General features: G+C 55.9%; 12 protein-coding genes and 1 CRISPR repeat array. Of the genes, 7 read left to right on the top strand and 5 right to left on the bottom strand.

What is annotated here, in order from left to right; translation table 11 throughout:
- Window positions 1-111 precede the first annotated feature (111 nt).
- The 7 genes from cas3 to cas2 are packed head-to-tail and all read left to right on the top strand — an operon-like array spanning window position 112 to window position 8,149.
- The gene (gene cas3 / locus ACB040_RS01865; protein WP_371153069.1) at window positions 112-2,655 is read left to right on the top strand and encodes a CRISPR-associated helicase Cas3'; all 2,544 of its coding nucleotides are present in this window, start codon (window positions 112-114) and stop codon (window positions 2,653-2,655) included.
- On the top strand, window positions 2,645-3,373 hold the full coding sequence (gene cas5c / locus ACB040_RS01860; RefSeq protein ID WP_042081052.1) for a type I-C CRISPR-associated protein Cas5c: 729 nt from the start codon (window positions 2,645-2,647) through the stop codon (window positions 3,371-3,373). The genes cas3 and cas5c overlap by 11 nt, the downstream gene beginning before the upstream one ends.
- Window positions 3,370-5,286: a type I-C CRISPR-associated protein Cas8c/Csd1 gene (gene cas8c / locus ACB040_RS01855; protein WP_371153068.1), complete on the top strand. Its 1,917-nt coding sequence runs from the start codon at window positions 3,370-3,372 to the stop codon at window positions 5,284-5,286. Before cas5c ends, cas8c begins: the two co-directional genes overlap by 4 nt.
- A 10-nt stretch (window positions 5,287-5,296) precedes the next feature.
- Complete coding sequence (gene cas7c / locus ACB040_RS01850; RefSeq protein WP_042081050.1) at window positions 5,297-6,145, top strand: type I-C CRISPR-associated protein Cas7/Csd2; 849 nt, start codon at window positions 5,297-5,299, stop codon at window positions 6,143-6,145.
- Window positions 6,146-6,182: 37 nt separating this feature from the next.
- Complete coding sequence (gene cas4, locus ACB040_RS01845) at window positions 6,183-6,812, top strand: CRISPR-associated protein Cas4 (protein WP_302342526.1); 630 nt, start codon at window positions 6,183-6,185, stop codon at window positions 6,810-6,812.
- On the top strand, window positions 6,809-7,843 hold the full coding sequence (gene cas1c, locus ACB040_RS01840; protein WP_302342525.1) for a type I-C CRISPR-associated endonuclease Cas1c: 1,035 nt from the start codon (window positions 6,809-6,811) through the stop codon (window positions 7,841-7,843). Before cas4 ends, cas1c begins: the two co-directional genes overlap by 4 nt.
- Window positions 7,844-7,855: 12 nt before the next feature.
- Window positions 7,856-8,149, top strand: coding sequence for a CRISPR-associated endonuclease Cas2 (gene cas2, locus ACB040_RS01835; RefSeq protein WP_042011353.1), 294 nt, complete (start codon window positions 7,856-7,858; stop codon window positions 8,147-8,149).
- 176 nt (window positions 8,150-8,325) lie between these two features.
- Window positions 8,326-10,741: a CRISPR direct-repeat array (repeat unit 20 nt; unit sequence GCGGGCGCGTGGATTGAAAC).
- Between the two features lie 141 nt (window positions 10,742-10,882).
- On the opposite strand, the gene radC is transcribed toward cas2, so the two are convergent.
- From radC to ACB040_RS01810, 5 genes are all read right to left on the bottom strand, one after another.
- Complete coding sequence (gene radC / locus ACB040_RS01830; protein ID WP_047435410.1) at window positions 10,883-11,383, bottom strand: DNA repair protein RadC; 501 nt, start codon at window positions 11,381-11,383, stop codon at window positions 10,883-10,885.
- A gap of 111 nt (window positions 11,384-11,494) precedes the next feature.
- Complete coding sequence (locus ACB040_RS01825; protein WP_322862569.1) at window positions 11,495-11,752, bottom strand: hypothetical protein; 258 nt, start codon at window positions 11,750-11,752, stop codon at window positions 11,495-11,497.
- Entirely contained in the window at window positions 11,745-12,155 is a 411-nt protein-coding gene (locus tag ACB040_RS01820) for a hypothetical protein (RefSeq protein WP_371153067.1), read from the bottom strand. The genes ACB040_RS01825 and ACB040_RS01820 overlap by 8 nt, the downstream gene beginning before the upstream one ends.
- Window positions 12,156-12,164: 9 nt before the next feature.
- On the bottom strand, window positions 12,165-12,590 hold the full coding sequence (locus tag ACB040_RS01815) for a DUF2787 domain-containing protein (protein WP_257123371.1): 426 nt from the start codon (window positions 12,588-12,590) through the stop codon (window positions 12,165-12,167).
- A 19-nt stretch (window positions 12,591-12,609) separates the two neighbouring features.
- A partial coding sequence (locus ACB040_RS01810; protein ID WP_371153066.1) for a YkvA family protein occupies window positions 12,610-12,963 on the bottom strand: 354 nt, incomplete at its 5' end.

The following is a 12,963-nucleotide window of genomic DNA, read 5'->3' as shown; positions in this document are numbered from 1 at the left end:
ACACCCGTTTAGGATGTAATGAATACTCTGTATGATGGCCTCACTAGAAACTTGTTCTTTTTAATCAACAGCTTCAGCAACGAGTAGTTATTTGTAGATCATGAGGATCCCATGCATAGCGAGCAATCCCTTTTTAACAAGAGGCAGTCAATGGATCCTCTGACTGTTAAACCAGCGATGGCTCATTACCGAAAGCGTGACAATACAACGCATTTGGTCGGTGAACATCTGTGGAGCGTGGGGTTACTAGCTGCCGGATTTGCCGGGAAGTTGAATATTGCTCTGGCAGGTGAGTTGATTGGGTTATTGCATGACATTGGCAAGTACAGCCAAGAGTTTCAGGATTATATCCAATCCGCACTTGGTCTAGTGAATTGTGACGAAGATGACTATGTGGATGCTGATGCCCAGCGTGGCAAAGTAGATCACTCTAGCGCAGGAGCGCAGTACATTTGGCGAGCTTTGTCCGAAAGGGGGGGGCTGGAGTCCCTCTTTGCTCAAGTACTTGCCCTTTGCGTGGCATCGCATCACTCCGGCCTGATTGATTGCTTGGATGTGGAAGGTGAAGACAACTTCTCCCGTCGAATGAACAAGGCTAAGGACAAGACACACCTGGATGAAGTGTGTCGCGCCGCTGATACCGAGATCATGGCGCGGATCGATGAACTGCTGGGTATGCCCGAACTGTTTACAGAACTGCGCAACAGCATCGGCAACATCTTTGCCAAAAACCGTGAGCCCCACAAAGGGAAGCTCCGAAACGCCCACCAACAAATCGGGCTGGCAGTGCGCTACCTGTTCAGTTGCCTGATCGACGCAGACCGGATAGACACCGCCGATTTCGAACACCAGCGAGTCAAACTGTTCCGTCCGAACGGCGACTACGCCAAATGGCCAGCGTTGATTACTCGGTTGGAACGCAAGCTCTCGGCCATGTTACCCACACGGCCTATCGACCATTTGCGCAGGGACATTTCGCAGCACTGCCTTGATGCCGCAACACGGCCCGGCGGTACCTATACGCTGACCGTTCCAACGGGTGGTGGCAAAACGCTAGCCAGCCTGCGTTTTGCGCTCCATCACGCACAACAGCGCAAGCTTGATCGGATCATCTATGTTATCCCCTTCACATCGATCATCGAGCAGAATGCGCAAGTCGTTCGTGACATCCTTGAACCTGCAGATGCACCGGAAGATCACGGGAAAATAGTGCTGGAACATCACAGCAGCGTCACGCCTGAGCAACAGACTTGGCGCGAGAAGATCCTGTGTGAGAACTGGGACGCCCCCGTGGTTTACACCACCATGGTGCAACTTCTGGAGGCCTTGTTCGGGGCAGGAACCCGTGGCGCCCGGCGCATGCACCAGCTCGCCAATACAGTGCTGATCTTCGATGAAGTGCAGACCCTGCCCATCAAATGCACCCACCTATTCAATAACGCCATCAACTTTCTTACCGAACAGTGCAATAGCACCGTTGTGCTTTGCACCGCCACGCAACCATTGCTTCACAAGGTGGCTGTGGAAAAAGGTGCGATCCGGCTGGCGGCACAGCACGAAATCATGCCGGATGTGCACAAGCTCTTTGCCGATCTGAAGCGCGTCGATGTGCGCGACCAACGTAAACCGGGTGGCTGGAGCGTGGTTGAGGTAGCACAGCTCGCGCTGGATGAGCTGAGGCGTGCAGGCAGCAGCCTTGTCATCGTTAATACCAAGCGTGCCGCGCAAGAAGTCTTCGAGCTCTGCCACACGCAGCTAGAGCAGGGACAGGCTTTCCATCTCAGCACCGATATGTGCCCGGCCCATCGTAAGGATGAGCTTGCCAACGTTCGGGCTCGTCTGGCGGAAGGCTTACCGACCCTGTGCGTCAGCACGCAACTGATCGAGGCGGGCGTGGATGTCGATTTTGGTGTGGTCATCCGCTATCTCGCAGGTCTGGATTCTATTGCGCAAGCGGCCGGCCGCTGCAATCGAAATGGTCGGCCAGAGCCAGGCATTGTCCATATCGTCAACCCTCGACCCGAAGACGAAAAACTGACCTGGTTGCCGGACATTGCCAAGGGGCGCGACGTCGCATTGCGGCTGCTGGATGACTATGCCGTTGTCCCCGCACGTTACGCCGACAACCTGTTCGGGCCTGCGGCACTGAGCGACTTCTATCAGTACTACTTTTTCGAGCGTCAGAAAGAAATGGACTACAGTGTCTCGGCCTCTGCACTGGGGCGTGATGACTCCATCGCTAACCTGTTGGCTGAAAACTCGGGAGCCGATGCCGACTGCCGTCGCAAATACGGAAAAACGCCTGAGCGTATGCTGAATCAGTCTTTCATGGCGGCAGCCAAAGCCTTTAAGGCCATCGACGCTCCAACGCAAGGAGTCGTTGTGCCCTATGGCCCGGAAGGTATAGATATCATCGCGAAGTTGCATGCCTCTTTTGACGTGGAATTGGATGTGCCGCTGCTACGCCGCGCTCAGCAATTTACGGTCAACGTCTTCCCCAACGTGTTTGAGCAACTCGTGAAGGCTGGGGCCGTTCATTCGGCCGACCCCAACAAACAGGCTCGTATCCTGACCCTCGATCCTCGTTATTACAGCCCACAGTTCGGGATCTCAACCGAACCCGTATCCACGATGGAGGCGCTTTATGTCGACTGAGCATCGCAACAGCATTGAATTCAGGGTGTGGGGGCGTTATGCCCTGTTCACCGATCCACTCACCAAGGTAGGTGGCGAGAAGTTTTCGTACCAGGTGCCGACGTATGAAGCACTGAAAGGCATCTGTAAATCCATCTACTGGAAGCCGACGCTGGTCTGGGTCATCGACGAAGTGCGCGTGATGAAGCGCATCCGCACCCAGACCAAGGGCACTAAGCCGCAGGAGTACAGTGGCGGGAATACGCTGGCGATCTACACCTTTTTGGCCGATGTGGAGTATCAAGTTCGCGCCCATTTCGAATGGAATACAGCGCGCCCTGAACTCGAAGCCGACCGCAACGAGCACAAGCACCACAACATCGCCCGACGCATGCTGGAGCGCGGCGGTCGGCAGGATATTTTCCTTGGCACTCGTGACTGCCAGGGCTATGTCGAACCCTGTGAATTTGGATCGGGAGCCAGTGAACTAGATAGTGCTGGCGAGTTGGCGCTGGGCCTGATGTTTCATGGTTTCGACTACCCCGACGAAGTCGGTGGTGATGCGCTCCATGCGCGCTTCGCCCGTATCGTGATGCGTGACGGCGTGATCCGCTTCGACCGGCCTGAGCAATGTTCCGTTAGAAAGCGCGTGCGGGCGATGAGCGTGAAGACTTTTGGGTTGAGTGAAACAGTGCGTGCGGCAGATGAGGAATGGGTTGAACTGGAGAAGCAGGCATGAGCTGGATTCAGAAGCTGTATGAAACTTACGATGCTTGCGTAGGTAGGGAGCCGGAGGGTGCTGAACCTTTGATGCCGATTTGTCATACCACACAACAGGTGCAAATCGAAGTTGTCCTGGATCAAGACGGCGTTTTCAGAAGGGCATCTGTTATAGACAAGGGAGCTGCGACCACGATGATTCCTTGTACTGAGTCGTCTGGTGGGCGTGCTGGATCCAAGCCAGTCAATCACCCTTTCGCGGACAAACTGCAATATGTCGCCGGGGATTTTCTACGGTTCGGCGGGAAGGTCACTTCCGGATTCGCAGCCAAACCGGATGAGCCACACGTTTCGCTCTTAAAGGATTTGCGGGCATGGGCAGAATCGCCATATTCCCATCCCAAGCTAAAAGCAGTTCTTAAGTATTTGGAACGCGGAACCTTGGTTTCTGATCTGGTTTCAGCAGGAGTTCTTCCGATCCATTCTGATGGCATGCTGATGAAATCTTGGCAGGGTGACAAAGATGCTGCCCCTGCCATTTTTAAAGTGATCCAGGCGACACAAACGCCTGAAGATGCTTTTGTTCGCTGGTGCGTCGAAGAAATCGGCAATCCTGTGTCGGCCACATGGGAAGATGCGGAACTGATCTCTGCTTGGGTCAAGCATTACCAAAGTACGCAGAGCATGCGGGGATACTGCATGGCAGCCGGTACTGAAATGGCACTGGCCGTTCAGCACCCCGCAAAACTCAGGCATGGCGGTGACAAGGCCAAGCTGATTTCATCAAACGACACGGCTGGCTACACATTTAGGGGCAGATTTCTCGGCGCTGATGAGGCCGTTTCGGTGGGATTTGAGGTCACACAAAAAGCACACAACGCGTTGCGCTGGCTGATCCCACGACAAGGTTCGCGCAATAGCGAGCAAGTGATTGTGAGCTGGGCCGTGACGGGGCAGCCTGTACCAGATCCTTTTGCCAGCACTCTGGATCTTTTCGGTATTGAGCCTGTCGAAACCTCAATGGCCACTGGCCATGCCGACACAGCCCAGTCGTTTGCTCTGCGGCTTAAACGCGCAATAGCAGGCTACGGCACCAAGCTTGAGCCCAGTACCGATATCGTTGTCATGGGCATTGACTCAGCGACACCTGGACGCATGGGTATCACCTTCTACCGCGAGTTGAAAGGCTCTGAATTCCTGAATCGTATCGAGGCTTGGCATGCAAATAGCGCATGGCCACAGTATTTCGGTAAGGACAGGAAGTTCATAGGCGCGCCCGCGCCACGAGATATTGCCGAAGCGGCTTATGGTCGCAGGCTGGATGACAAGCTGAGCAAAGCCACTGTCGAGAGACTGTTACCTTGCATTATTGATGGTTCGCAACTGCCGCGGGATCTCGTTGAGACGACAACACGACGTGCCAGCAATCGGGTTGGTTTCAAAGAGCATTGGGAATGGGAAAAGTGCTTGGGTATCGCCTGTGCGCTTTTCAGGGGGCATAACAAACAAAGGAATTACCAAATGGCACTAGAGCAAGACCGAATTACCCGCGATTATCTCTATGGTCGCCTGTTGGCTGTGGCCGAAAATATTGAAAGCCGGGCGCTGTTCGTAGCTGGTGAAAAGCGTGACACCATGGCTGCGCGGTTGATGCAGCGCTTTGCTGACCGGCCCTATTCCACATGGAAAACGATAGAGCTGTCACTTTCATCCTACAAGACCCGTTTGCGCACCCAAAGGGCGGGTTTCTTGTATGCCATGGAAAAATTGCTGGATGAAGTAATGGGGCTTTTCCAGAGTGAGGACTTCACCAAAGACTCGCAACTTACTGGCGAATTTCTCCTGGGGTATCACTGCCAGCGGCAAGCGCTGCGCTCTGGCGATGCCGCTAGTGCCGAAGAACAATCCACCGAAGAAACCGTAGCCGGCTAAGGAGCCACCTATGAGCACATTACAAAACAAGATCGACTACGCTCTGGTTCTGCGCGTGAAGAATGCCAATCCCAATGGTGATCCGCTCAATGGCAATCGCCCGCGCACCGATTACGGTGGCTTTGGTGAGATCACCGATGTTTGTATCAAACGCAAGTTGCGTGATCGGCTGCAAGAGGCAGGTCAATCCATCTTTGTGCAATCGGATGATCGCAAAACGGATGACGAAACCAGTCTGCGTAATCGTGCCGAGTCCAGTCTGAATGGCTTGGGTAAAGACAACTGGAACCCGAAGAAAACCAAGAAGGACGATGCAGCCAAGAAGGCTTGTGCCAAGTGGTTCGATGTCCGCGCCTTCGGTCAGGTTTTTGCCTTTGGCAAAGACGCTGACGCCAGCGGTGTTTCTATACCAGTCCGGGGCCCGGTGACGGTGCAGTCGGCTTTCAGTAAGGAGCCGGTCAGTATCACCAGCACCCAGATCACCAAGAGTGTGAATGGTGAAGGTGATGGCAGTAAGCGTGGTTCTGACACAATGGGGATGAAGCATCGCGTTGATGGCATGAGCATTTATGAGTGCTATGGCAGTATCAACCCTCAATTGGCCGAAAAAACCGGCTTCAGTGATGCGGATGCTGACATCTTCAAGTCTGTGCTGCCCCGGCTTTTCGAGAACGATGCATCATCTGCACGGCCAGAGGGCAGCATGGAAGTCGTCAAGGTGATTTGGTGGAAACACAATTGTAAAGCCGGTCAATACTCATCGGCTAAAGTACATCGATCTCTGGTTGTGAATGCCGATGGGACAATATCAGTCGAATCCCTTGACGGTTTGGTACCGGAAATTATCGAAGGCTTTTGATTGTCATTGCCTCAGATGATGTCACTTGGTGAAAACAATGGACGATCCCCGCCTGATCCCACTTTCTGCTTTGCAGCACTATGCGTTTTGCCCAAGGCAATGTGCCCTGATTCATAACGGTCAAGTCTGGGCTGAAAACTGGCTGACAGCGCAGGGGCTATTGCTGCATCAGCGTGTGGATCAGGGTGAGCCGGAGACGCGCAAGGGCGTGCGTTATGAGCGTGGGGTACTGGTCAGTGCCCTCCGTCTTGGTCTGACCGGCAAGCTTGATCTGCTGGAAAAGGATCTGGTCAGCGGGGAGCTGCTACCTGTGGAATACAAGCGTGGCAAACCCAAGAGCCATGATGCCGATGCTATCCAGTTGTGTGCCCAGGCGCTGTGTCTGGAGGAGATGACCGGCCAGTCTATACAGCGGGGGGCGCTCTGGTACTGGCAGATACGGCGTCGGACAGAAGTGGTGCTGGATGCGGTACTGCGGGAGCGGACGCAGCAGGTCATCGCGCAGGTCGCCTTATTGCTGAAATCAGGTGAGATCCCACATGTGAAGCCGGGCAAGCATTGCCAGGCCTGTTCATTGTGGGAGTGGTGTCAGCCGGAATATCAGGCAAGGGATCGCTCAGTGGCTTACGTAGCGGATCTATTCTCAATGCAGGAGGGCGCCGAGTGAAAAAATTGCAAAACAGCCTCTATATCACTCGCGATGGCGCCTATCTGCACAAGGAGCGGGAAACGCTGCTGGTGGAGCAGACGGTCGAGGGGCAACGCAAAAAATTGTTGCAGATACCCATTCATTCGGTGGGTAACATCTTTTGCTTTGGCAATGTACTGGTGTCGCCGCAGTTAATGGGCTTTTGTGGTGAAAACGGCACACAGCTGGCGTTTTACGATGCCTTTGGCCGTTTTCAGGCCCGGGTGGTGGGCAAACAAACCGGGAATGTCTTGCTGCGGCGCGCCCAGTTTCGCCGCGCGGATTGCGTGGATAGTCGTGAAAACCATATTGCCCGCAACATTGTCGTGGCAAAGGTGCACTCCTCGCGGGGAGTGCTGCAACGGCATCTTCGAACATATGGTTCAAATCCGGATGTCTCTGCAGCGGCGCATCGGTTACGGCAGATCGTGGTCGAGTTGAAAAGCCAGAGCGATCCGGCGCGGATCCTTGGTTTTGAAGGGGAAGCGGCCCGTCATTATTTCGGGGTATTCAGTCAGCTGATCAACTCGCAAACGGGGTTCATTTTTGATGGCCGGACTCGGCGTCCCCCCAAGGATCCCGTCAATGCCATGTTGTCATTTATGTATTCCGTGCTTTCGAAAGAGATCAGTGGCGCGCTGCAGGGCGTGGGTCTGGATCCACAAGTGGGGTTCTTGCACGAAGAACGGCCGGGAAGGGATAGCCTGGCGTTGGACTTGCTGGAGGAGTTTCGGGCGCCGATAGTGGATCGATTGGTGTTGACCCTGATCAATCGTCAGCAGGTCAAGGTGGGCGATTTTACAACCGATATGCTGGGCGGAGTCGCTATGAAGGAAGATACCCGGCGGTTGTTGTTACAGAGCTGGCAAGCCAGAAAGCAGGAAGAAGTTACCCATCCGTTCTTGGGTGAAAAAGTAGCCGTCGGCCTGCTGCCGCATGTGCAGGCCATGTTGCTTGCGCAACATCTGCGCGGTGATTTGGCGGAATATCCGCCCTATGTTCATCGGTGAGGTAGTACAGCCATGATGATATTGGTGACCTACGATGTTTCTCTGGAAGATCCTGACGGGCCTCGGCGTCTGCGCCATCTGGCAAAAATCTGTCTGGACTACGGTGTGCGCGTACAGTACTCGGTGTTTGAATGCGAAGTGGAACCAGATCAGTGGGTGCGGTTTCGGGATCAACTGTTAAAGACCTATGATCCGGATGTCGATAGCCTGCGTTTTTATCGTCTCGGAAAGGAATGGCGCAGCAAGGTGGAGCATCATGGCGCCAAACCCGCCCTCGATATCTTCAAGAGTGACCTGATTATCTGAACGCCAACCGCTAGTGCTCATTAAAAATCCGGAAGATTGGCAATTTTTTAACTAATTGATAAATAGCGATATATTGAAAGGCAGCCTTTCGGGATCGTCTATCTGTGATCCAACTGACATGGGTTGGCGCAGAATACCGTTTTCCGATAGGCGGTTTCTGTCTTTGCAAGAAGACGGTCGCGCCCCCTGCGGGCGCGTGGATTGAAACAGCCCATTGCTGCGCAGATAGCCGGTGATGAAAGGTCGCGCCCCCTGCGGGCGCGTGGATTGAAACCGGGATGATTTGTTGGGCCACCAGTTGTGCTGGGTCGCGCCCCCTGCGGGCGCGTGGATTGAAACTGCTGCTATGCCCACCCTACCCCACGGGCCACCCCGTCGCGCCCCCTGCGGGCGCGTGGATTGAAACCCGTTTTTAACGCCCATCTTGTTAATATCGGCCGTCGCGCCCCCTGCGGGCGCGTGGATTGAAACTTAGCCACCTGACGGAATCCGAATGTTTCAGGTGGTCGCGCCCCCTGCGGGCGCGTGGATTGAAACGCGGTTACGGCGAGCTGGTGTCATGTTTCCCCCTGTCGCGCCCCCTGCGGGCGCGTGGATTGAAACTCGGCAGTAGATACCAGCTCGCTGCTCGACTTCGTCGCGCCCCCTGCGGGCGCGTGGATTGAAACCATCGTCTCTGCTACGGCGGCATGGTCATCAGGGCGTCGCGCCCCCTGCGGGCGCGTGGATTGAAACAGCGATGAGCAGGCCGCCCGGGAGGGATATCTTGCGTCGCGCCCCCTGCGGGCGCGTGGATTGAAACACCCGCATAGGAGTTGTCCACGTACTCGATCTGCAGGTCGCGCCCCCTGCGGGCGCGTGGATTGAAACTCGATCACATCCGCATAAACGGCATCAATCTCGCCGTCGCGCCCCCTGCGGGCGCGTGGATTGAAACTGACTTCGGAGATTGGTACTTGTTAACAAGGTCAAGTCGCGCCCCCTGCGGGCGCGTGGATTGAAACTGACTTCGGAGATTGGTACTTGTTAACAAGGTCAAGTCGCGCCCCCTGCGGGCGCGTGGATTGAAACGAGCTCATCCCCGAAGTCGTCAAGGGCCTTACCAAGTCGCGCCCCCTGCGGGCGCGTGGATTGAAACAGCATATGGCTGGCAATTTTGACGGCCTGAGCTTGTCGCGCCCCCTGCGGGCGCGTGGATTGAAACAGCCGTGACGGCGGCGGCCACGTGGGTTTCGTTGTCGCGCCCCCCTGCGGGCGCGTGGATTGAAACCGCCTAAAAAATTAGCGGCAAGGTTGCCAAGTGGTCGCGCCCCCTGTGGGCGCGTGGATTGAAACTTCGATTGGCTGACCATTGAACAGGATGTCGGGTGTCGCGCCCCTCGCGGGTGCGTGGATTGAAACAAGGAGATTGACTTGCTTGGCCGCCAGTTGGAGCGTCGCGCCCCCCGCGGGCGCGTGGATTGAAACATAACCCAATGCGTGGTTTCGAGCATCCCACCGGATCGCGCCCCCCGCGGGCGCGTGGATTGAAACACTAGGGGCCTGGTCAAAGGTGATGCCGTTTGCCAGTCGCGCCCCCCGCGGGCGCGTGGATTGAAACACTCGGGGCCTGGTCAAAGGTGATGCCGTTTGCCAGTCGCGCCCTCCGCGGGCGCGTGGATTGAAACAGCTTGGCACCTTCCTGAGAAGTCAGGATCAGCAGTCGCGCCCCCTGCGGGCGCGTGGATTGAAACTATCCATGATTGTCGGCCTTGATCCCGAGGTGATTGTCGCGCCCCCCGCGGGCGCGTGGATTGAAACTCCAAGAATGTGCTTGAACCAGCAGTTAAGGAAGTCGCGCCCCCCACGGGCGCGTGGATTGAAACACATACTGCCCAGCGTGCGATCGCGCACCACAGCCGTCGCGCCCCCTGCGGGCGCGTGGATTGAAACACCAGGTGCAGATGATAGCCGGTGCCCATCGGCGGTCGCGCCCCCTGCGGGCGCGTGGATTGAAACAACAGTCCATCGAGCAGTATCACCTAAGTGGATCGTCGCGCCCTCCGCGGGCGTGTGGATTGAAACCCCGACAGCTGGTGGTTTGTCCCTGCAAACACCCGTCGCGCCCCCGCGGGTGCGTGGATTGAAACTTTGCCAGCTCTTTGGCAGCGGCCTCACGGCCTTGTCGCGCCCCTCGCGGGCGCGTGGATTGAAACGTGATAGCGGCCCGCAGATAGACCTCCTCGCGCATGTCGTGCCCCCCACTGGCGCGTGGATTGAAACACCTCTTCCAGCGTGATCCACGGCATAACTACTCGTCGCGCCCTCCTCGGGCGTGTGGATTGAAACAAAGTGGTCTTCATCGACCCACGCAAGGGTTCCGGTCGAGTCATCTCTGATGGCGTGTGGATTGAAACCCCGACAGCTGGTGGTTTGTCCCTGCAAACACCCGTCGCGCCCCCGCGGGCGCGTGGATTGAAACAAGACTTGTTCGCCCAAATTGAAGCGTATCGCCGTCGCGCCCTCTGCGGGCGCGTGGATTGAAACAGGGCAAGGCTTGTCGCCTCACTGGGGTTAAGTGTCGCGCCCCTCCGCGGGCGCGTGGATTAATAATGGATGTGAGGCGGTGATGTGGTTAGATAGGATCTGGATATTCAAAGGGCCAATCTAGGATCATTGGTGCGCCTCACCTGAAAAAATAAAAAGAAAAGGGTTCAGCAAGGCCGAAGGATAGCTTGGCTGAGCCCTTATTCGTTAGGCAAGTACCCCTCTCTCTGCCAGCGACACGATGCCTTCGCCGCCCACAACTAGATGATCCAGGGTGCGGATATCCACCAGTGCCAAGGCGCTTTGCAATCTTTGGGTGATCTCGATATCCGCTCTACTGGGTTCCGGGGGGCCGGAGGGGTGGTTATGCACCAGCATCAGAGCTGCAGCATTGAGCGCCAACGCACGTTTAACTACTTCCCGTGGGTAGACGGAGGCACTGCTTAGCGTACCGCGAAACAGCTCCTCATATGCCAAGATCCGATGCTGGTTGTCCAAGAACAGCATGGCAAATACTTCATGCTCTCTGCTCTGCAACAGGGTTTGTAGTGCATGCTGTGCCAAGTGTTTGTCGGTAATAGCTTCTCCCTTGGCCAGTTTCTGACGGGCGATCTGGTTGGCGATAGTCAACAGCTCCTCTTCGTTAATCAACTCAGTGACGAGATAGGTGCCGGGGAGCTCCCCAGCGATCAGTTTGTGATGCAACATGATTAGGCTCCATACACCATCGCCCCACCGCGTTGGATGCGGCAGGGTAGGCGAGCTATTTGGTTAATGGGTTACTGAATGGAGTGTGACCACAGGCTTGGTTGGCAGTGTTCAGGCCGCCAGTGTGTGCGGGGTGTAGTCGTGCAGCGGAATGTGGTAACTGGTGGCTAGTAGGGTGCCTAGCTGGGTTAGCCAGCGGTGATCCGGGTGGTCGCACAGCCATTGAGCCAGTGCATTGCCCTGTTCGTTTTCATAGCGCAGGTAGAGGGCATAACCGTCCACTGGCTGGCCTTTGTCATGCACCACTTCAATCTGACCATCGTGCTCAAGATAACCCTCCAGCTCGATGGCGATCACGGCGTTAATCATCTTCGCTCTCCTTGTCCGGGATGGGGTCACTTTCCACGGCATAGCCGCGGTGGATGCAGATGCGCTGTAGGTCAGCCAAGAAGCTTGCCAGTACGCGGGGTTGCTCGGTGAGCGGCACTGGCCCTGCTTTACAATGCCAGAAGCAACTGCGTTTGGGGTCGATGCAGATCTCATCTCTAGGTTGGTTCATGGTGTGCGAGTCCTCCGCATTGGTGAGGGTGAGCAACTGCCACTGCGCCCCAGACCAGCGCACTTGTAAGGTGACTGTGCGGGTATGTGGGCGATCCGGTGTCAGGTTTAGCAGCCAACGCTGACCAATGTGGGTGGGGGTTAACTTGGCGCTCGCCGCGATGTGTCCCAGCCACTGACGGGAGTAGTGGGAAAGCGCTAATTCTTGGCTCATTGTATCCTCCTAATCTCCTGCGACCGTGACGCTGAAGCATTCCAACCGGCAGTAGGCAATGAAGTTGCTTTGCCAGATATCGAACAACTCCCGCGCTTCGGCCAGTCGCAACGATCCCCAGCCCAACATGGTGTGTTCCCCATCAAGGAAGTTGAAATCGAGTTCCTTGCAGAGCTCAGCGTTTTGGCTCTGCCCCAGATAGCTGAAGTCGGTGACGTAATCGAACAGCCAGCCATCGAGCCCACGGATCAGGCGGATCTCGACTGGGTGCACACCGCCTTGTTCGGCGCTGTAGCCGGGGTTACGAAAGTTGAAAGTCAGTTGGGTTAAGCGCTCAATATTGAGCTCGGTTTTAGCGACTTCTTGGTCGAGCAGAACCAGCAATGCTTGTGCAACGGGCATGGCAAAGCCGTCCCGGAAAAAGGGAATGGTCATGGTGTACTCCTTGTGGGGGTTAATTTTGGCCGAACAGCTCGCGCATTTTTCTGGCCACACGGGCACGGATCTGTTCATCAATAAAGGCGGTAATGCTGGCGAGAGCTGCACTCAGTACCGCGATGTCATCGGCGAGTCCCATCGGCAACACATCCGGGATCGCATCAATGGGCGATATAAAGTAGGCCAGCGCACTATAGATCAGCAGTTTGGCCCAAAGCGGCAGATCATCCTTCTGGCTGGTGTAGTAGAGCAACAAGCAGGTCTCGATAAAGGGCCGACCGGCACGTTTGGCAAAGGCCCAGAGTTTGTGCCAAAAACCTGGGTGATCGAACGGCTCGCATTCAGGGGGAATGCAGGGGGGCATAGTGTG

Origin of the sequence: Aeromonas sp. S11(2024) (assembly GCF_041402345.1) — a bacterium.
Taxonomy (GTDB): Bacteria; Pseudomonadota; Gammaproteobacteria; order Enterobacterales; family Aeromonadaceae; genus Aeromonas; species Aeromonas veronii.
The sequence above is the reverse complement of the archived record's forward strand: the minus strand, read 5'-3'. Positions and strand labels throughout refer to the sequence as shown.

Bases quoted from the DNA above. Each gene is read 5' to 3' on its own strand.
- cas4 (WP_302342526.1), top strand. From the start codon at position 6,183: ATGGACGATCCCCGCCTGATCCCACTTTCTGCTTTGCAGCACTATGCG.
- ACB040_RS01825 (WP_322862569.1), bottom strand. From the start codon at position 11,752: ATGATTAACGCCGTGATCGCCATCGAGCTGGAGGGTTATCTTGAGCAC.
- cas2 (WP_042011353.1), top strand. From the start codon at position 7,856: ATGATGATATTGGTGACCTACGATGTTTCTCTGGAAGATCCTGACGGG.
- cas8c (WP_371153068.1), top strand. From the start codon at position 3,370: ATGAGCTGGATTCAGAAGCTGTATGAAACTTACGATGCTTGCGTAGGT.
- ACB040_RS01820 (WP_371153067.1), bottom strand. From the start codon at position 12,155: ATGAGCCAAGAATTAGCGCTTTCCCACTACTCCCGTCAGTGGCTGGGA.
- ACB040_RS01815 (WP_257123371.1), bottom strand. From the start codon at position 12,590: ATGACCATTCCCTTTTTCCGGGACGGCTTTGCCATGCCCGTTGCACAA.
- radC (WP_047435410.1), bottom strand. From the start codon at position 11,383: ATGTTGCATCACAAACTGATCGCTGGGGAGCTCCCCGGCACCTATCTC.
- cas3 (WP_371153069.1), top strand. From the start codon at position 112: ATGCATAGCGAGCAATCCCTTTTTAACAAGAGGCAGTCAATGGATCCT.
- cas5c (WP_042081052.1), top strand. From the start codon at position 2,645: ATGTCGACTGAGCATCGCAACAGCATTGAATTCAGGGTGTGGGGGCGT.
- cas7c (WP_042081050.1), top strand. From the start codon at position 5,297: ATGAGCACATTACAAAACAAGATCGACTACGCTCTGGTTCTGCGCGTG.